Source organism: Chryseobacterium subflavum, assembly GCF_055762745.1.
Window position 1 is genome coordinate 475,312 of the sequence record NZ_JBVTMR010000002.1, and the last position, 18,002, is coordinate 493,313.

General features: G+C 36.1%; 20 protein-coding genes. 9 read left to right on the forward strand and 11 right to left on the reverse strand.

Annotation, left to right across the window (positions count from 1 at the left end; all coding sequences use genetic code 11):
* Positions 1 to 13: 13 nt before the first annotated feature.
* The gene (locus AC0INN_RS11520; RefSeq protein WP_273650330.1) at positions 14 to 487 is read right to left on the reverse strand and encodes a DUF6876 family protein; all 474 of its coding nucleotides are present in this window, start codon (positions 485 to 487) and stop codon (positions 14 to 16) included.
* A 78-nt stretch (positions 488 to 565) separates the two neighbouring features.
* On the opposite strand from AC0INN_RS11520, the gene AC0INN_RS11525 reads away from it, so the two are divergent.
* Positions 566 to 1,057: a hypothetical protein gene (locus AC0INN_RS11525; protein ID WP_273650331.1), complete on the forward strand. Its 492-nt coding sequence runs from the start codon at positions 566 to 568 to the stop codon at positions 1,055 to 1,057.
* Between the two features lies 1 nt (position 1,058).
* Here AC0INN_RS11525 and AC0INN_RS11530 read toward each other — a convergent pair whose 3' ends face one another.
* The 4 genes from AC0INN_RS11530 to AC0INN_RS11545 all read right to left on the reverse strand — a co-directional run bounded on the left by AC0INN_RS11530 (position 1,059) and on the right by AC0INN_RS11545 (position 4,682).
* Positions 1,059 to 1,316 (reverse strand): hypothetical protein, encoded by a 258-nt coding sequence (locus AC0INN_RS11530; RefSeq protein ID WP_172281918.1) that lies wholly within the window; start codon positions 1,314 to 1,316, stop codon positions 1,059 to 1,061.
* A complete protein-coding gene (locus AC0INN_RS11535) occupies positions 1,309 to 1,842 on the reverse strand; it encodes a hypothetical protein (protein WP_273650332.1) in 534 nt (177 codons plus the stop codon). The genes AC0INN_RS11530 and AC0INN_RS11535 overlap by 8 nt, the downstream gene beginning before the upstream one ends.
* Positions 1,781 to 2,038: a hypothetical protein gene (locus AC0INN_RS11540; RefSeq protein ID WP_273650333.1), complete on the reverse strand. Its 258-nt coding sequence runs from the start codon at positions 2,036 to 2,038 to the stop codon at positions 1,781 to 1,783. Before AC0INN_RS11540 ends, AC0INN_RS11535 begins: the two co-directional genes overlap by 62 nt.
* Positions 2,039 to 2,477: 439 nt before the next feature.
* A complete protein-coding gene (locus tag AC0INN_RS11545) occupies positions 2,478 to 4,682 on the reverse strand; it encodes a S46 family peptidase (RefSeq protein ID WP_273650334.1) in 2,205 nt (734 codons plus the stop codon).
* An 85-nt stretch (positions 4,683 to 4,767) separates the two neighbouring features.
* Here AC0INN_RS11545 and AC0INN_RS11550 point away from each other — a divergent pair, with 85 nt between their 5' ends.
* Positions 4,768 to 5,202, forward strand: a complete 435-nt coding sequence (locus AC0INN_RS11550; RefSeq protein ID WP_273650335.1) for an META domain-containing protein — start codon at positions 4,768 to 4,770, stop codon at positions 5,200 to 5,202.
* A 65-nt stretch (positions 5,203 to 5,267) separates the two neighbouring features.
* Here the strand turns inward: AC0INN_RS11550 and AC0INN_RS11555 are convergent, their stop codons facing one another.
* The 5 genes from AC0INN_RS11555 to AC0INN_RS11575 form a co-directional block, all read right to left on the reverse strand.
* Entirely contained in the window at positions 5,268 to 5,678 is a 411-nt protein-coding gene (locus tag AC0INN_RS11555; RefSeq protein ID WP_273650336.1) for a hypothetical protein, read from the reverse strand.
* A 6-nt stretch (positions 5,679 to 5,684) separates the two neighbouring features.
* A complete protein-coding gene (locus AC0INN_RS11560) occupies positions 5,685 to 8,231 on the reverse strand; it encodes a beta strand repeat-containing protein (protein WP_306613297.1) in 2,547 nt (848 codons plus the stop codon).
* A gap of 5 nt (positions 8,232 to 8,236) precedes the next feature.
* On the reverse strand, positions 8,237 to 8,716 hold the full coding sequence (locus tag AC0INN_RS11565) for a T9SS type A sorting domain-containing protein (RefSeq protein ID WP_273650338.1): 480 nt from the start codon (positions 8,714 to 8,716) through the stop codon (positions 8,237 to 8,239).
* A 151-nt stretch (positions 8,717 to 8,867) separates the two neighbouring features.
* Complete coding sequence (locus AC0INN_RS11570; RefSeq protein ID WP_273650339.1) at positions 8,868 to 9,581, reverse strand: LytR/AlgR family response regulator transcription factor; 714 nt, start codon at positions 9,579 to 9,581, stop codon at positions 8,868 to 8,870.
* A 163-nt stretch (positions 9,582 to 9,744) separates the two neighbouring features.
* On the reverse strand, positions 9,745 to 10,746 hold the full coding sequence (locus AC0INN_RS11575) for an MsnO8 family LLM class oxidoreductase (protein ID WP_273650340.1): 1,002 nt from the start codon (positions 10,744 to 10,746) through the stop codon (positions 9,745 to 9,747).
* Between the two features lie 328 nt (positions 10,747 to 11,074).
* On the opposite strand from AC0INN_RS11575, the gene hflX reads away from it, so the two are divergent.
* The 6 genes from hflX (at position 11,075) to AC0INN_RS11605 (ending at position 16,434) form a co-directional block, all read left to right on the forward strand.
* On the forward strand, positions 11,075 to 12,301 hold the full coding sequence (gene hflX / locus AC0INN_RS11580) for a GTPase HflX (protein WP_306613300.1): 1,227 nt from the start codon (positions 11,075 to 11,077) through the stop codon (positions 12,299 to 12,301).
* Positions 12,301 to 12,930, forward strand: a complete 630-nt coding sequence (locus AC0INN_RS11585) for a DUF4919 domain-containing protein (RefSeq protein WP_273650341.1) — start codon at positions 12,301 to 12,303, stop codon at positions 12,928 to 12,930. Before hflX ends, AC0INN_RS11585 begins: the two co-directional genes overlap by 1 nt.
* Before the next feature lie 15 nt (positions 12,931 to 12,945).
* Positions 12,946 to 14,232 (forward strand): cation:proton antiporter, encoded by a 1,287-nt coding sequence (locus tag AC0INN_RS11590; RefSeq protein ID WP_172281941.1) that lies wholly within the window; start codon positions 12,946 to 12,948, stop codon positions 14,230 to 14,232.
* A 17-nt stretch (positions 14,233 to 14,249) separates the two neighbouring features.
* Positions 14,250 to 14,969, forward strand: a complete 720-nt coding sequence (locus AC0INN_RS11595; RefSeq protein WP_306613303.1) for a DNA alkylation repair protein — start codon at positions 14,250 to 14,252, stop codon at positions 14,967 to 14,969.
* Positions 14,969 to 15,298, forward strand: a complete 330-nt coding sequence (locus tag AC0INN_RS11600; protein WP_273650344.1) for a DUF6122 family protein — start codon at positions 14,969 to 14,971, stop codon at positions 15,296 to 15,298. The genes AC0INN_RS11595 and AC0INN_RS11600 overlap by 1 nt, the downstream gene beginning before the upstream one ends.
* A gap of 65 nt (positions 15,299 to 15,363) precedes the next feature.
* Positions 15,364 to 16,434: a calcium:cation antiporter gene (locus AC0INN_RS11605; RefSeq protein ID WP_273650345.1), complete on the forward strand. Its 1,071-nt coding sequence runs from the start codon at positions 15,364 to 15,366 to the stop codon at positions 16,432 to 16,434.
* Here AC0INN_RS11605 and AC0INN_RS11610 read toward each other — a convergent pair.
* On the reverse strand, positions 16,431 to 16,814 hold the full coding sequence (locus AC0INN_RS11610) for a group III truncated hemoglobin (protein ID WP_306613306.1): 384 nt from the start codon (positions 16,812 to 16,814) through the stop codon (positions 16,431 to 16,433). The two genes, AC0INN_RS11605 and AC0INN_RS11610, sit on opposite strands and share 4 nt — an antisense overlap.
* A gap of 192 nt (positions 16,815 to 17,006) precedes the next feature.
* Here AC0INN_RS11610 and AC0INN_RS11615 point away from each other — a divergent pair, with 192 nt between their 5' ends.
* Complete coding sequence (locus AC0INN_RS11615; RefSeq protein WP_273650346.1) at positions 17,007 to 17,996, forward strand: hypothetical protein; 990 nt, start codon at positions 17,007 to 17,009, stop codon at positions 17,994 to 17,996.
* Positions 17,997 to 18,002 lie beyond the last annotated feature (6 nt).

The following is an 18,002-nucleotide window of genomic DNA, read 5'->3' on the forward strand; positions in this document are numbered from 1 at the left end:
AAAATCTGTATGTTTAGTAAATGTTCTCTTCAATCGGTAAACAGAATAATTTATCTTTTTTTATTACAATAAGATCATCAAAATAAAAACTTGCCTCAATATTCTTAATCTCGGCTAATTTTTGACCTTCTTTATTTTTGCATGTAAGTGTAAAGGAATGGGGAAGAACTCTTTTTAAGGTCCATATTTGAGTTTCGGAATCGGAATGAGGCTGCTCATCCAGTATAAGATCAAATAGCCACAAACAGTCTTCAAAATTAACCATATCATTAATCCCTTCTGTAAATTGGTATTCCTCCTTATAGTCGTGTAAATCCTGAGCAACTGAATAAACATTATATAACTCATTCGCTGAGTTTCGACGAATATTGTGTTTGTTGTTCATGGTTTTAGTTTTTGTTATGGAAGAAGGTTTAAATTGACGGAAAGATTCAGATGCTTCAAAATGTTTGTAGTAAGCATGTGATGGTTCAACGAAATTTTTCATGTTTTTAGAATTTTATTTTAATTTTGTTTTATATCTTTGCACAAATATAGTCAAAATTTAGACCAAAATAAAATAAAAATGGACAAAATAACAACCATAAAAGAAAGAATCCTATTTTATTTGGAGGAAAAGAGCATTAAAAAGGAGTCTTTTTACAGGGAAACAGGGATGTCTGCTTCTAATTTCAAAGGAGCAGGACTAAAAAGTGACCTTGGTATTGATAAGGTTGTTAAAGTTTTAGAGGTGTATCCGGAGCTGAATGCTCACTTACATTGGCTTATAAAAGGAGAGGGGGTATTGGATTTAAGTAGTTTAGAGAAAGTATATGAGGTTGAAGAACAAGAATTACAACCTGATCATATGTTGAAGAGTAAAGATTTTAATGAAGATATAGGTGACCTATTAGCTAATATTTATGCCCAATACAATACACAGGATAAAAGCTTGCTGTTCATCCAGAACCAGATATCAAAACTGGAAAAGAAACTGGAAGCCTCTATCGCTAAGCAAAGCAAATATTTGGAAAGAATTTTAGCTCAGGTTGAGGAAAAAGAATCAAGATCAAAGTAAGCTAGTTCTTGTTTACGATGATTTTTTCAGATCCTGATAATAATGTTTTAGTTCGGGTATTAAGAATAAGGTAGCCTAGTTCGTTAGTAAAGACTTCCAAATCCTGCATGGTACCAATAAATCCATTATTGATCTCTTTTTTTACCAATCGCATTTTCTCAAGATATTGCTCTTCGGACAAAATTTCCGCAATGTAGTCCTCCCAAAGTTTATCACTAAGAGCAACAAGAATTTTTAAACTTTCTCTGTGATTACTCATTTTTTGTGATATCGTTACGTTTGTATAATATGGAAGAAAACCTTTCTAAGGTACTATTGTTAAATTTATCAATAACATTTATTTCTCTATAGTAGTTGTCTAATCGATAGATAAGATAAACAATTATAGCAATAATGGCGATAATCGCTATATCAGCATATCCGGAAATTATATTCTTATTGAAAAATATAAACTTAATATAGGTCGCTAAGTGAAAATATCCGGAAACAAAAACCACATAGAAGGTATATCTATGAGCTTTGAATAATCCTCCTAATGCAAGGAGGATTATGCACGATGGGATTGATAGAAAATAGATTGCTGAATCTAAATCCAAACGCCTTTCGCCGGCATTATTTGCCAGCTGGACATTAACATCAATAAAATAACCCACAATATTATTCAGAAAAGGTAAGATCGCCGAAATCAACACGAATGCAGACATCGTAATCTGAATAATCAGCTTACTTAGGCCTATCCGGCTTTGTCGGGTCGATTGTGTCGGCGGTACTGTTGCTTGTTCCATCTTTTGAATCTGGCTCATTTGGTTTTTCTACTGGTTTTGTTACGGTATCGCTAACGATTTTTACATTTTTTGCCGCTTTTAAATCTGCTTTTGTGCCTTCCGATTGTAAAGCGGGAGCGTCTTCATTACTTCTGTCATCACATGCTACCAAAAGAGTCAGCAATGCGATCCCGGATAAAATTAATTTTAAGTTCATAACAATATATTTTTTTTAACAACTTAAAGATAAGTCTTAAAACTTAAATTTAGCTTAAAAAAAATAGACTAATTCTTTTCATTGTGTAATAATAATAAAATTTTCTGTTATAAAAACCTTATATCACTGCGTAATGAAATCAAAAATAGTAAATAAATATTTACATTTTGCTATTTTTTAATAAAATTTTCATTTTAAAATAAATTAACTGTTTTTATTTTTCTTAAATAATCTTTTTTTAGCAATGCATATTATTGCTGAAAATTTAACTCCGTCATCTTATTTGTAACGATCTCGTATTGTCTTTATTCTATAAAACGGCGTAAAAATCACAAAATTTTATGGTGCAGAGGGGTAACTCAATCACGTATTTATTTCATTAAACGGTATAAAAAAAGCCGTGAGAGAATCTCACGGCTTTTAAAATTTTAAAAAAAGATTATTTATTCTTTTTGGTAGATTTTACATGTTCAGCTTTTGCAGGACGGGTTTTAGTATCAGCTGGAGTGTTTTCACTTCTAACCAGCTTCAACTCGTCAATTAATCTTCTTGCGCCAGCATACTTATCGATAGTCCAAAGAACAAAACGTACGTCAACGTTGATTGTTTTTTGCCATTCCTGTTCAAAAACAATATCACCACTTAAAGCTTCACTGTTTCCATCAAATGCGATCCCTATAAGGTTACCATCACCATCGATTACCGGAGACCCGGAGTTTCCGCCTGTAATATCATTATTAGAAAGGAAATTAACTGGCATATAACCGGCAGCATCAGCATATTGACCGAAGTCCTTCATGTTGTAAAGATCGATTACTCTTTGAGGAAGATCAAATTCTTCATCTCCTTTTTTGTATTTTCCTACCAAACCGGTCATGTCAGTATAATAGTTATCTGTAACACCGAAGTAGTTTCTGTCTGTTCTGATAGGTAATTTATCAACAGTTCCATATGTTAATCTCATAGTAGAGTTAGCGTCCGGATAAAACTTTTTCTCCGGCATGGATTTCATTAAACCAGCTAAGAATATACGGTTGTTTTTAGCAAAATTATCATCAATCTTAGAGAATTTTTCAGAAGATAACCTTTGATCTGTAGTGACCCCGTTAGCTATTTTTAAAAGTGGATCAGCGTCTAGCTTTAAACGATCCGGATTTAAAATAAAGTTGGTTACAGAGGTTTTATTAGCAAAAATAGATGAATAAGCAACGTTCGAAAGATTTTTAGAATCTAATGCCATAATAGTTGGAGATGCTACATCTTTATCTACTCTTGACTGATAAAGACCAACCATTGAATTAAGCATTTCTCCTTCTAACTTAGTATTAAAGTTTTCATAAGCAGCTTTTACCGCAGCTTCTACTTTTGGTTTCATTGCTAATCTTCCTGCCATATCTTGTTCAGCATATGACTTAAGTACAGAGCCTACCTGAGAAGCAAGGCTGATGTATTTAGCATTTCTATAGAGCTGGGTGGCATAATTTCTTTCAACATTTCTATTAGAAACTTGTTTATAATAGATTGAGATATCATCTAAAACTCCGTCATATTCTATATTTGCCGGTTGTAAAGCCCATTGCTTGAAATTAGCTTCAGTTTTCTGCTTATCGGTAATTGTCCCGTTTTTGATAACAGCATCGATAGTTCCTTGTCTATTTTTCCAATAATTTGCTACTGATGCGTATTGAGAAGCATAATTAAGCTGAGTTGCCTTGTCTTTATCCATGTACTTCTTCATCACATCCATTGCTAATTTAGAAGCTTCTACCCAAGCTGGATAATCTTTGTTTACCATCTGCTGTATACCGTAAGAAGTTAAATAACGGTTTGTTCTGCCTGGGTAACCAAGGATCATAGAGAAATCTCCAGGCTTAATTCCTTTAAGAGAAACCGGTAGGAAATGTTTAGGCTTTAAAGGGGTATTGCTTGGAGAGTACTCAGCAGGGTTTCCTGCTGCATCAGCATACACTCTGAAAACCGTAAAATCTGCTGTGTGTCTAGGCCATTCCCAGTTATCAGTATCACCTCCAAATTTACCTAATGATGAAGGAGGTGCACCTACCAATCTTATATCTTTATAATCCTGATAAACGAAATAATAAAACTCGTTTCCATTGAAGAAATCTTTTACTACTACTGTATACTTCCCGTTTTCAGAATTCTCAGCCTGAATAGCTTTAGTTTCAGCATCAATTACAGCTTTTCTTTCTTCGCCAGTCATTTTGTTGTTTAGCTTAGCATTGATTCTTTGTGAAGCATCATCCATTCTTACTAAGAATCTAACATATAGGTCTTTAGCGTTGAATTCGTCTTTTTGCTTCATGGCCCAGAATCCATTCTTCAGATAATCTTTTTCCGGAGTAGAAGCTGCTGCAACAGCACCATAACCACAGTGGTGGTTTGTGAAAATCAGTCCTTTATCAGAAACAATTTCACCGGTACAGAAGCCTCCAAAACTTACAATAGCATCTTTTAAACTAGAATTGTTTACGGAATAAATTTCTTCTGGAGTTAAATGCAAACCTTCTTTTTGCATATCAACACCATTTAATCTTTTAATGAGCATTAGCAGCCACATACCTTCATCCGCTCTCATCTGGGCAAAGCCCAATAAAAAAGTGAATAGTAGAAATAGTCTTTTCATTTTATAAAATAATTTTGTGTCGCTAATTTACTAATTTTTACGATATTCCGGCCGTGATTGGTATGAAAATGGAAGGATAGGCTGCATGAAAAAAATATTTATAAGTCTATTAGGAGTTTTGGTTTTAGGAATGATGATTAATTGTTCATCAGTTCCGGGTAAAAACCCATCAGTTCAAAGAGAATGGATGCTTATATCTTTTGGGAAATTTGATAAAGAAGAAATGGTTAAAAGCCGCGCGGGAATTAATCTTACAGGAGCAATGGAAGGAGAAAAGATTCGTGGAGGGGCATTCATGGGGTGTAATAAAATGTTTTTTACCGGAGAGTTCAGAAAAAATGGGAAAATGAAGATTTCCGGAGTTGGAAGTACAATGATGGCTTGTCAGAATATGAAACTTGAGCGAGCGTTTGTTAATAGCTTTGAAAGGATTACGCGGTATTCAGTGGAGGGTCATTTTCTTTCTTTGTATGATGATAAAGGGATAGTGATGAAGTTTGTTGCCTCAGATTGGGATTAACAGTAATTTTTTTGAAAAATGTACAGATAAAATAAGTCCGCTAAGTAGCGGACTTATTTCGGTTATTAGTTTCTAGGAATAGTTTTTTTTATTTCTTCAAGTGTTGCCGTATTAGAAAGTCCCGTAACGGTTATTTTCTTATTAATAGGTTGACTTGCTTTACGTGAACGCCGATTAGGAATTGTTGCTAAGACCTCATCAAAACTAGCTGTATTGGGAAGTAATTTTCCTGAATTGTCCGATGTGTTTTTAGGTTTTAGATTTTGTTTTTTAACTTCAAGTCCATAATCTGATACCAGCCCGCTGTGTGGAGGATTGTTTTTATTATACTGCTCATAATCTTTAATGAGCTTAGCTTCCTGTTCCTTTGCATTTTTTAAAATAACGGCCTGATCCTGCGGCTCAGAAGTTTTATTTTCCTGGGCATACATACTTAGTCCTGATAATAGTAATGCGATGGTATATAATGATTTCATAATTTTTTATTTAATGTTTACTAGTACTTTAATTTTTGCCGTTTCATTCTGATTGTAATCCTGGAGAGCTTTTCCGATTACCTGTCCAATTCTGACTTTTTTGAGATTTGCTTTCATGGCAACTCCTGGTTTTGAAGAGGTTACTAAAAGGTCTCCTCTTTTAATTTTTCCTCCTTCAAGACAAACCTTTGTGGGGATCACTCCGATAACTCCCATGGGAACTTTTCCGGACAGATCTGCATCGATATTTTCTTCAGTCAATAAAACCCCGGGTTTGGTTGCATAAACTCCTGCTACAAGTGTAGAGTAGGGCTTTGAGGACTTTTCTATCGTTCTGTCAGAGTCTGTTGAAATCACTAAAATGTCGCCGGGCTCATATTCAGAAACATTTCCTTCCACATCAAATGCTTCTGCAACGTCCGCACCGCTGTTTTGTGTTCCGCCATTAAAAAAGCCTCTTCCTGCTTTATTGATCCGGGCTACATTAACTGATGCACTTTGATAGACAGAAATATTACCAGATGGGCCCTGATGATTGACAAGAAGTGTGGAGCCGGTACCAGTAGTGGTTATGTGTACAACAGGTTGTCCGTTGGCATTATTAAAATTAGCAAATCTACCGGCCTTACCTGTTCCAAAATTGGGAATAAAACCTGAGATCGCATTACCTGTTCCGTCGCATGATGCTTCTATACCATCGCCGCTACCACCAGCATTGGCGGTAATCCCGTTTCCATTCCCTTCGGTAAGGGCTAATACAGCCGGTCCATTTCCACTGGCATTTGATGAATAAAATAAGCCTCCATAGCCACCGGTTCCTGATGAAAGACCAAAAATACCTGCAGTACCGAAATTAGCAAAAATGGAATTCACTTCACCTTTTACTGCCGGTGAGGTGCCGGTTGTGCGATCCACCTTGAAGTTTCCTGCAGTACCATTACCAACAGTTTTCACAGAGATTACTTCGGTATCATTGTCTTCATTGAAAATTTCAAATCTACCGGCACGCCCGGTTGCAAAAGATGGAACCCATGCGTATAAAGCATTTCCGTTTCCATCAATATTTGTTTCCACACCATTACCGTTTTTGCCGGCATTGGCAGTGATTGCATTTCCATTTCCATCGGTGAGTGCCACCAGGGCCGGACCGTTTCCGGCCGTATTAGAAGCATGGAATAAGCCTGCGAAACCTCCGGTCCCTGAGGATATTCCAAAAACACCGGCAGCTCCAAAATTGCCGAATATGGTTTTTACTTCACCTCTTACGGCAGCGGCGACACTATTGGTATTATTAACGAGGAATGAAGAAGCATTTCCTTGTGTGTTATCAGGAATATTTCCATTTCCGTTGGTTTCGATTTCAAGCGTATTATTTTCATTGGTTTGATTGAAATTTTCGAATCGGCCAGCTCTACCTTTACTGTTGTTGAGCCCAACCTGGCCTAAAACACCTATCGCTGTTCCGGTACTATTTGTTGCAATAAACCCCCTCACGCCATATCCTCCACCATCATTTCTTCCGACTACAGCACCGGCTATATCACTTGTTGTTCTTCCGACCACGGCTTCTCCGTTGCCGTTGTTATCACCTACAACACCTGCAGAGGATACTTGGCTTGTAATCCCATGTAGGGCAAAACCAGCTCCTGAAGTGCTTCTCAATCCTGCACCGGTTCCTGTCGTAGAAATATTGACAACCGTTCCGTTACCCGCGGTTGAGGCAATAATTGCGCTGTTGGCATTGGAATTATTAGTTATTGAAATATTAGCAGCAACCCCGTTTGTACTTATTGCGGCAAGTCCTGTTCCTGCGTTGCTGTTTGCATATACACCGTATCCATTTCCCGATGCATTTCCATAAACACCCAGTCCATTAGGGGTAACTCCATATACTCCCCATCCGCTTCCGTTCTGACTTCCCCAGACCCCCACTCCTAATCCTCCAGTGCCATTATTGATTCCCCGGACTCCCGAAGAAAATCCACCGGCAGAAGTACTGGTTACAACACCCCTTATTGAAGCGATACTTGAAGTTGTTGTATTGTTGGTGCCTTCAATGGCTGCTCCATCACCATCATTGGTTAAAGCAAAAAGACTGGCTGTGTTATTTACGGTAGCTGAATATGGAAGGGTAAAGCTTCCGCCACCGCCTCCTGCAGATTTTGCGTACATGGCATAAGGAACGCTGAGAAGTTGGCTGGTGCCTGATATCGTATAGCTGGTTCCTCCTGACGGATCTGTTTCTGTTTTCAAATAATAATTTCCAGTGGTCCAGTTAATCGCGGCAAATGTCCCAGTAAGAACAGTTCCTGTACCTATTTCAAGGCTGATTAAACCATTGGCATTGGTATTTCCGGTCAACCTTTCTGAGTATACCACTGGGCCTGCGGCTGAGCCTTGAAGAACACTTACTTTTACTGCAATACTCTGATTGATGATCAGTTGTCCCGAAAGATTTCGGATAACGGCCTGATAGCTCATTTTTTCAGGTACTTGTCCAAAGGCTAAAAAACAGCCCAGTATAAGCCCTAGTATGAGTAGATTTTTTTTCATGGTAGTTATTTTTTTATGATTTTGAATGTTTTAATGTTTTTACCATCCTGATTAATTCTTATAATGTACATGGCAGATGGAAGAGAAGAAAAATTAAATTCAGATTTTGTCTGCATAATTTTTTCACTCCTGATCAACTTACCTTGTGCATCGAATAATTGATAATCTGAGTTCTTATAGCTGTTTACTGTAAAATCCAGATATAGATAATCTCTAAAGGGATTAGGATAGAGTAAAATACCGTCCTCTGCAGATGACGTTTCATGGGTGTCAAGGGTCGTAATTTCAAAAGCTTGCTGTACTCCTTCCATAACCTGGAATCCGCTTCCCTTAGAGAGATAAGTGACCTGGCCGACACTATAAGAAATAGAGCCATTACCTCCTGAGACAGTTGTTCCTGTAGTTAAAACAGCTGATTGAGCTTTAAGCTGTCCGGTTACAATAAACAATATGAAAAGGAAGCCGGAAATAAATGTTCTTTTCATGTGAGTTTTTTTTGGTTAGTAGTTTATAAATTCGGGTTAATGAATTTCGGAAGACTAAATTACCACATCCCGCATGCAGATATTGGGAAAATAGATAAACGACACGAAAAATCGACAAATGACAATCCGGAAAAGAAATTAGAGGAATTCTTTAATTGGGCATGTTGAAAAATGCCAGATTGTCTTTATAACTTCTTCCTATGGGAAGCTTAATCTTATGGGTGAGCTCTACTTCGTGAGAAGTTTTACTTCGGATAAGATATTTTGGAACGGCATAGCTGCGGTGTATTCTTACAAAAGAATCGAAATGGTTTTGATGAAGAAGATTTCCAAGGGAATCAAGAATACAGTGTTTTTTTTCAGAAGTTACAATTCTGGTGTAATCTTTTAATGCCTCCAGATAAAGAATATCTGTTATTTTGATTTGTAGAATTGTACTCCCTTCTTTGATTTTAATCGTATTTTCACCAAGTAAAATATCAAGACATTCACTCTTTTCCTTCATTTCAAGAAAATCCAAAAGTTTTTGTAACGAATGATGAATACGATCCGTTTTTAAAGGTTTTTTAATAAAGTCGAGTATGTCCAGTTCGAAAGCCTCGGCAGCAAACTCACAGTGGGAACTCATGAAAATACAAATAGGGATTTTATAGGCTAATTTACAGAATTCAATTCCGTTCATTCCGGGGAGTTTGGTTTCAATAAACAGGACGTCTACTGGTAGATCAAGGTATGGAATTGCTTTTTCTGCTGAATCAAAAGATGCAACAATTTCTATATTATCATACTGATTGATATGATGTTGAAGAACCAGCCTGTCCAGTTCATCATCATCAATAATCATACATTTAATATTGGCAATCATGATTCTCCGGATGTTAATTAGTTTTTATAGATCAATGTAAATAAAACAAAAATCTCATTATAAAGTTATTAAAATTATTTTGGTTTTTAATGTTTTATGTTTATTTTAATATTAAAATGGGTGATTTGAAATAATAATCACAAAGTGGTGAACGGTGGTGGCTTTATACATCACAATTGCTAATCCATTCAAAATTTTTGAAACGGGATTCTTTATCGTAAATATTGCTTAGTATAATCAGATTATTGGTTTGGTAAAATGTTGTAATTTCAAAGAGATGTTTATGAATTGTGTCAGGAGTGGCAATAATTATATTCTTCAGGATTTTTTTTAAATCATCATTTTCTGTAGGACTTAACATTTTTTCTTCTATATCATTCGGATGTAATAATGGGGAAGGAGCTAGGCCTCTGCGTGCTTCAAGAAACTGGTAAGCCATGGATAAGGCATTTCTTTTTGCGGTGTCGTAATTTTCAGCGACTGAAACTGAAACGGCAATTTGTAAATGAGGTGTTTCGCTCAGATTACCACGCTTAAATTCATTTCTATAGATTTCCGTGCTTTCATTTTGCTTGTTGTCCATCAAAAAATGAGAGAAGGAATATCCTAATCCGTTTTTTGCAGCTTCCTTTGCCGAATTATTCCCTGAGCCCAGCCACCATACTTCTGGCATATGTTGAAGGTTTTGAGGCTGAGCAATCAGATCACCATAACGCTCTTGCGTAATACTTGTATCATCTGAAATATAGGCTGCGATATCTCGGAGTTTTTCGCTGATATTACTTATTGTTGGAAGTTTATCGCCGTTCAGGGCCAGGGAAGATATTTTAAGACCGCCCGGTGCTTTTCCTAGTCCCAGTACAAAACGTCCGGGAAAAATTGACGCTAGTAATTTTGTGATCTCAGAAATTTTATATGCAGAATAATTTCTGAGCATGATCCCTGCGGTTCCAACTTTTATTTTTTGTGTTTTGCTTAAAATAACAGCGGCTAATATTTCGGGGCTTGAGCTTGCGTAACCAGGAACTCCATGATGTTCGGAGAATAAAATGCTTTCATAACCAAGATGCTCTGCCCATTGGGCCAGTTCAATGCTGTTATGAAGGGTATCCTGCGTATGCTCTCCCATTACAACAGGAGATTGGTCCAGGATGCTCAATTTCATTGTTTTTTTTTGTAAAATCTTTTTCTGATTGGCTGGCCATACAATATTGTTTTAAAGCTGAAATTGAAGACTCAATATAATGAAAAATCGTTTTATGATCAGAATGATACTCTAAACGGTCATTCAGGTACTATTTTTGTTTTAATGGATTTGTAAGGTTTAATGTTTGAAAGTAATAAAAAAGCATTTGTTGATTATTATTTTTCCGCAAATTAATAGTATTTAAAGCTTAAATTAACATTAAAATTTTAGATTGTCTTAAAAATCGTTTTGCTTTTTATCCCTAAAAAGGGTATCTTGTAAAACTCACAAACATAGATAGAACTTAATGCTAGAAAAGAAAGAACATAATTACGAGAAAGCTGTTTTAGTAGGTGTTATTACTCAAAATCAGGATGAAGAAAAGCTGATAGAGTATATGGATGAATTAGAATTTTTAGCTTTCACAGCAGGAGCAACGGTACAAAAGCGCTTCACTCAAAAATTAACTCAGCCGGACTCCAAAACCTTCATTGGAAGTGGAAAGGCACTTGAAATAAAAGAATATGTAAAAGAAAACGAGATAGGAACAGTAATTTTCGATGATGAACTCTCACCATCCCAGCTTAAAAACCTGGAAAGAGAAATGGAGGTGAAGATTCTGGACCGAACCAATCTTATTCTCGATATTTTTGCACAACGAGCACAAACTTCTTACGCTAGAACCCAGGTGGAACTGGCACAGTACCAATATCTCTTACCTCGATTAACGAGGATGTGGACCCACTTGGAACGTCAGAAAGGAGGGATTGGAATGAGAGGTCCGGGTGAAACTGAAATTGAAACTGACCGTCGTATTATCCGTGACAGAATCACTTTACTGAAAGATAAGCTAAAGACGATAGACAAGCAGATGGCTACTCAGCGTAATAATCGTGGGAAAGTTGTTCGGGCTGCGTTGGTAGGGTATACGAATGTAGGTAAATCTACTCTGATGAATTCACTTTCAAAATCTGAAGTTTTTGCAGAAAATAAACTATTTGCAACATTAGATACCACTGTCAGAAAAGTGGTTATCGGGAACCTTCCGTTTTTACTTACCGATACTGTAGGATTTATCAGAAAATTACCGACCCAGTTGGTTGAATCCTTTAAATCGACTTTGGATGAGGTGCGGGAAGCTGATTTGCTGATCCATGTCGTAGATATTTCTCATGAAAGTTTTGAAGATCATATAGAATCCGTTAATCATGTTTTGATGGAAATTAATGCTCATCAGAAGCCTATGATTATGGTTTTCAATAAGATTGATGATTTTAGCTATGAGAAGAAGGATGAAGATGATCTGACACCTTCAACAAGAAAGAATGTTTCCCTTGAAGAATGGAAAAAGACCTGGATGGCAAAATCTAAATATCCAACGGTATTTATTTCGGCTTTGACAAAAGAGAATCTTCCGGAGATGAAGAAATTGATCTATGATGAAGTCATGAAAATCCATATTTCAAGATTTCCATATAATGACTTCCTGTTTGAGTATTTCGATAACGACGAGGAAGATGAAAACAACAATTAATGAAATATTACATTTTCCTTTTGCTGCTGAATATTTCGGTTTTAGGCTTCGGTCAAAAATCGAAAATTGATTTTAAAAGTATAGAGAAAAACCTTAAAAATCCCGAATCACTTTATAATTATGATAAACTGATTTTCAAGTACAAAGGGATTCCAAAGTCACTGGATAGTATAGAAGCTCAGTATTTGTACTACGGTAGAAATTTCGAATCAAATAAATTAAATACTTCAGATAATGATTTTAAAAGTCTTGCTGAAGCATTTAAAAATAATAATTTCGATGATTGCATAAGATTGGGTAAGGTTTTATATGGTAAGGATCCAACGAATATGGACGTACTGCTGATTTTGCTGCGTGCTTATGATTCTAAAAAAGATGTAAGTAATTTTACTCATCATCTCGCACAGCTTCGATTACTTGCCGACGCAATCAAAAATTCGGGAGATGGGAAAACCGAAAAAACCGCCTATCAGGTCAATTCTGTTGGTGACGAATATATTTTCCTGAATATTCTCAATATCGGAGAAGGCTATACAAAAAGTTCAAAAACAGTAAAAGAAGGCATTATTGACTTATGGGAAAAAGAAAATAACAAAATATATATCAAAGTCCTTTATTTGGACTTTTAATTAAAAAATAACTTAGTGGAATTATATTATTCATTTTCAGCGTTAATAGTTTTAGCATCCATATTCGCATATCTTAATTACAGATTTCTCAAACTTCCCAGTACTATCGGGATCATGGTAATTGCCATTGTGGTTTCAATTTTCCTGGTTTTATTTGGTGAAACTGTATTGCCAAGAACTTTTGGGCATCTTCATAAATTGATGAACAGTATAGACTTCACTGAAGTGTTAATGGGCGCAATGCTTAATTTTCTATTATTTGCAGGAGGAATTCATATTAATATTAATGACCTTAAAGAACAATTCAGGCCCGTTCTTATTTTCTCCACGGCAGGGGTTGTCATTTCTACTTTTATCGTAGGATTCGGAATGTTTTACCTGTTGCCTTTAGTGGGCATCAAACTTCCTTTTATCTATTGTCTTGTTTTCGGGGCTCTGATATCTCCTACTGATCCCGTGGCTGTTCTGAGTGTCTTGAAGCAGGCAAAAGTTTCTAAATCCTTAGAGACTAAGGTTGCTGGAGAATCTCTTTTCAATGATGGTATGGCGGTTGTTGTTTTTACCGTAGTACTGCAGTTAGCTGTCGGGAAAGAAGTAGATTTAGGAGTGGAAAGTATTGGACTGTTACTGCTTAAAGAAGCTGGAGGGGGATTGTTATTGGGTGTTTTGTTAGGTTGGATTACTTCAAGGCTAATGCGTGAGGTTGATGATTATATTATTTCAGTTTTGGTTACCCTTTCTGTGGTCATGGGCGGATACCTCATCGCAAGGCAGATGCATATTTCAGGCCCTCTCACCATGGTTGCTGCCGGATTATTTATGGGGAATTTTAACGTAAGATTCAAAATGAAATCAATTACTCAGGATTATCTTATTAAATTCTGGGAGTTAATTGATGAAATATTGAACGCTGTACTTTTCTTATTTATAGGTTTTGAGCTGCTCATGATAAAGGATCTGAATCACTTTATTATTCCAGGGATTATTGCAATTATTGTTGTGTTGGTAGCAAGATTTATTTCAATATGGGGACCTACAAAATTTATGTCTTTCCGAACAAGGTTTAGTCCCCAAACGATAAAAGTGCTGTTTTGGGGTGGAATTCGTGGCGGAGTTTCCATTGCGCTGGCAATGTCTATTCCTAAAAGTGAGTATAGCAATATTATTTTAAGTATTACTTATTGTGTGGTAGTATTTTCTATTGTAGTACAGGGACTTACCATTGCTAAGGTTGCTAATCCTAAAAAGATTGCAAAAGAAGAATTGGAACAGGGAAGCATTGCTTTAGATAAAGATGTTTAATTGATTGATTGATTGTTATGAGTAACGTAGTCAAAGAAATACAGGAAGCTCTTGCTGTTTTATCAATTCCCGAAAAAGCGGAATTCTTCCCGAAATTTTTTAAAACAGGAAAGGGGGAATATGGTGAAGGAGATATTTTTTTAGGTGTAAAAGTTCCTGACCAGAGAATTGTAGCGAAAGAATACTATTCCAAAATCTCTTTGAAAGAGCTCAGTGTTTTGCTTGCATCCGGTTTTCACGAATATCGGTTGACTGCATTATTTATGCTGATCAGTAAATTTGAAAAAACAAAGGTGGCAGAGGAGAAAAAAGAAATTGTAGATTTTTATCTTAATCATTTGCCATACATTAATAATTGGGACTTGGTGGATTCAAGTTGCTATAAAATATTAGGGAGATATGCTTTTGAAAATCAACAAGAACACCTATTAAGGGATCTTTCTCATTCTGATGAAATGTGGCATAAAAGAATAGCCGTAGTTGGAACAATGCATTACATTAAAAAAGGCTTTTTTCATCTGACAAAGGAATTTGTAACGACGAATCTGAGCCATACGCATGATCTTATGCATAAAGCAAATGGCTGGTTATTAAGAGAGATGGGAAATAAAAATGAAGGAGAATTAGTTGCCTATCTCAATAAGTACTATAAGGAAATGCCCAGGACCTGCCTGAGGTATGCTATTGAAAAACTGGATGAGGAGCTACGACAGGATTATTTAAAAGGAAGGATCTAATGGATTGTTTATTTTGGAAAGCAGGAACACATTATTTTTTACACCTGGTATTTCCTGTTTTGATAGCATATATATTTTATAGGGATCACTGGAAAAGAACTTACCTGATACTCTTAGCTACCATGTTAGTTGATCTGGACCATCTGTTTGCTAATCCCATATTTGATCCTGACAGAAACAGTATAGGATTCCATTTTTTACATTCTTACTATGCAATTGCGGTGTACTTTTTGTTGCTTTTTTTTAAAGGAAATATAAGAATTGTTGGCATCGGGCTTTTATTGCATATGCTGACTGATTATCAGGATTTCAATCTTTGGTGTCATTAAAATATCATTAATCTTTTCTCTTAATATTTTAATCTTCATTGATTTTTTGTATTTTGTAAACACTTATGAAATTAAAAGAACTTTTACATTATACCTTTATTTTCCCGGTTTTAGCCGTGGGATATTACTTTTCTGGTCTGATGGCAAACGGTGTCATCTTTGAAATAATAGCAGGAATTTTACTTACAGGAAGTGTGCTTTCGGCTGTTCATCATGCGGAAGTGGTAGCCCATAAAGTAGGAGAGCCATTCGGGACAATTATTCTTGCTCTTTGTATTACCATTATTGAAGTGGCGTTAATTATTTCTTTAATGATAGCAGGAGGAGATCAGGCGGTAACGCTGGCAAGGGATACTGTTTTTGCGGCTGTAATGATTATTCTGAATGGAATATTGGGGATATGTATTTTAGTAGGTGGAGTAAAGTATTATGAGCAATTTTTTGCGAGAACTTCTGCTACAACCTATCTGGTAAGTATTGTGTCTATATTGGCGCTTACTCTTATTCTTCCCAACTTTACTTCAAGTGTAAACGGACCTTTTTACAATACGGCCCAACTGATCTTTGTTTCAATTGCCTGTCTTGTTATTTATGGTGTATTTCTTATGGTTCAGACAGTGAGGCACAGGAACTATTTCATTATTACATCAGATGACCCGGATTCACATTACATCCCTTCAAAAATAGCGACTCTTATCAGTTTTATATTTCTTGTTATCTGTCTGATTATTGTTGTCTTAATGGCGAAAGGGCTTTCTGCGACCATCGAAAATATGGTTCAGAGTGTTGGAGCGCCAAAATCTTTGGTTGGAGTGATTATTGCAGCTGTGGTTTTGCTTCCGGAAGGAGTTGCGGCGATCAGGGCAGCCAGGAATAATCAGATACAATCAAGCGTTAATCTCGCATTAGGCTCTGCGCTGGCAAGTATTGGATTAACCATTCCTGCTGTGTCTATAGTTTGTATCATGTATGACATACCTTTTGTATTAGGACTGGATAGAAAGGACATTATTTTGCTTTCTTTATCGGTATTTATCGTTATGCTCTCATTAAGCAGAGGGAAAACCAATATTTTATACGGAACTGTTTTATTGGTAAACCTGGCGGCTTATATTTTTACTGTAATCGTTCCTTAATTTAATTTTCTCGCCATTTCCATTTTATAGGACATAAGTTTTGCGATGTTTTCAGATTTGTAGATGGCCATGTCCGCACTTTCACCGATGAAAAGCTCTTCTATTGTGCTTTTCCAAAGAAAGAGCCACTGATCGAAGTGTTTTTTTTCCATTGCATGAAGTTCGTTGATGGGAAAGTGAACGGCCATTGGATTTCCTTTGTAGCTCATCTGGCCAAAAAGAATCGTTTCCCAGAAAGAATACATTTTAGGAAGGTGGTTATCCCAGTTTACCTTTGCAATATCATTAAAAAAGAACCCAATGGTTTCGTCTTTAACTACCTTTCCATAAAATGAATTAACAAGGTGTTCTATATCTTCTCTTGATTCCAACTTTTTCATAATTCAAATTTAGTGTAAATCAGGTAAAAAAGGGACTTGAAAATTGATCAATCTCATTACCTGCTAGTTATCAGTCACAACTGCAATTAATAAAATATTTATAAGTGTTAAAATTGTTTAATTCGCAAAAATAAGCTACTAAACAGAGCGGTTTTTGTAAATTTAATAATTAAACACTAAAAAATAATAAAGATGAGTAAAAAAATCAATTCTGTTTTAGTAATTATGTTATTGGGGATTTCTGTTTCTTGTTCAAGGGATGAAGTCAGTTCTATTGGTGATGATACAGAAAACACAAGTTATACTGATTTAAAAAGAACTTCAATGACTGAGGCAGAAATGCTTCAGAAGGGCTGGAAGATTGTAGATGAATTTAAGTTGCCGGGCAACACGAATGTGATACGTGGTATATCTGATGAAAAAAGCAAGATACCCTTTAAAGCAAATCACTTGAAGGATATGGGATATGATATCAATTTTTCAGGTGAAAAAACAAGGCTCAAAAATATTTTCGCTTATTCAGGACAAGTTCCTGACGGAATTATTTTTAATCCGGATCTATCCGTTGATGGCGATATGCGAAATACAGCAGCAAGTCCGGATGTATCTATTGTTTTAGGAACCCCTGATGTAAAAATAAAGACAGACGGAGTAGATCTACCTGATGATTCGTATACGACTGAAGCTATTAATAATGGTGACCGGGAAAGTGAGATTACAGTTACCTATTCTTATAAAAAAGGGTATTCAACCTCATGGAAACGTACGGTTTCAGGATCATTTGAAGTAGGAGCTTCGGTATCCATAGATGTTCCGTTAGTTGCCAAAGCATCTGCCAGTACAAAAGTTGTTGTGGGAGGCGATACTACAGATGGAACCGAGAGCTCGGAAGAAATTACAGAAACAAGTACATATAAAGCTATTGTACCAGCTCATTCCAAAAAAATAATTTCTGTTCTGACAAAGTTGAAAGGATCTTCGGTGGAGTATTCTGTGCCAATGAAGTTAACCGGAACTTTGCTAGCCAATTTTCCCAACCCTGCAAACGGACATTACTACTGGGCTTTTCCCGTGGAAGATTTTCCTAACTTTATTTCAAGCATACATGGAGAATCGGGTATTGTAAAGTCGGTGAGTAATGTAAGTGTAACTGTTCTTGAATCACCGGCCCAAAAAATATAGATCGAT

Bases quoted from the DNA above. Each gene is read 5' to 3' on its own strand.
- AC0INN_RS11520 (WP_273650330.1), bottom strand. From the start codon at position 487: ATGAAAAATTTCGTTGAACCATCACATGCTTACTACAAACATTTTGAA.
- AC0INN_RS11525 (WP_273650331.1), top strand. From the start codon at position 566: ATGGACAAAATAACAACCATAAAAGAAAGAATCCTATTTTATTTGGAG.
- AC0INN_RS11530 (WP_172281918.1), bottom strand. From the start codon at position 1,316: ATGAGTAATCACAGAGAAAGTTTAAAAATTCTTGTTGCTCTTAGTGAT.
- AC0INN_RS11535 (WP_273650332.1), bottom strand. From the start codon at position 1,842: ATGGAACAAGCAACAGTACCGCCGACACAATCGACCCGACAAAGCCGG.
- AC0INN_RS11540 (WP_273650333.1), bottom strand. From the start codon at position 2,038: ATGAACTTAAAATTAATTTTATCCGGGATCGCATTGCTGACTCTTTTG.
- AC0INN_RS11545 (WP_273650334.1), bottom strand. From the start codon at position 4,682: ATGAAAAGACTATTTCTACTATTCACTTTTTTATTGGGCTTTGCCCAG.
- AC0INN_RS11550 (WP_273650335.1), top strand. From the start codon at position 4,768: ATGAAAAAAATATTTATAAGTCTATTAGGAGTTTTGGTTTTAGGAATG.
- AC0INN_RS11555 (WP_273650336.1), bottom strand. From the start codon at position 5,678: ATGAAATCATTATATACCATCGCATTACTATTATCAGGACTAAGTATG.
- AC0INN_RS11560 (WP_306613297.1), bottom strand. From the start codon at position 8,231: ATGAAAAAAAATCTACTCATACTAGGGCTTATACTGGGCTGTTTTTTA.
- AC0INN_RS11565 (WP_273650338.1), bottom strand. From the start codon at position 8,716: ATGAAAAGAACATTTATTTCCGGCTTCCTTTTCATATTGTTTATTGTA.
- AC0INN_RS11570 (WP_273650339.1), bottom strand. From the start codon at position 9,581: ATGATTGCCAATATTAAATGTATGATTATTGATGATGATGAACTGGAC.
- AC0INN_RS11575 (WP_273650340.1), bottom strand. From the start codon at position 10,746: ATGAAATTGAGCATCCTGGACCAATCTCCTGTTGTAATGGGAGAGCAT.
- hflX (WP_306613300.1), top strand. From the start codon at position 11,075: ATGCTAGAAAAGAAAGAACATAATTACGAGAAAGCTGTTTTAGTAGGT.
- AC0INN_RS11585 (WP_273650341.1), top strand. From the start codon at position 12,301: ATGAAATATTACATTTTCCTTTTGCTGCTGAATATTTCGGTTTTAGGC.
- AC0INN_RS11595 (WP_306613303.1), top strand. From the start codon at position 14,250: ATGAGTAACGTAGTCAAAGAAATACAGGAAGCTCTTGCTGTTTTATCA.
- AC0INN_RS11600 (WP_273650344.1), top strand. From the start codon at position 14,969: ATGGATTGTTTATTTTGGAAAGCAGGAACACATTATTTTTTACACCTG.
- AC0INN_RS11605 (WP_273650345.1), top strand. From the start codon at position 15,364: ATGAAATTAAAAGAACTTTTACATTATACCTTTATTTTCCCGGTTTTA.
- AC0INN_RS11610 (WP_306613306.1), bottom strand. From the start codon at position 16,814: ATGAAAAAGTTGGAATCAAGAGAAGATATAGAACACCTTGTTAATTCA.
- AC0INN_RS11615 (WP_273650346.1), top strand. From the start codon at position 17,007: ATGAGTAAAAAAATCAATTCTGTTTTAGTAATTATGTTATTGGGGATT.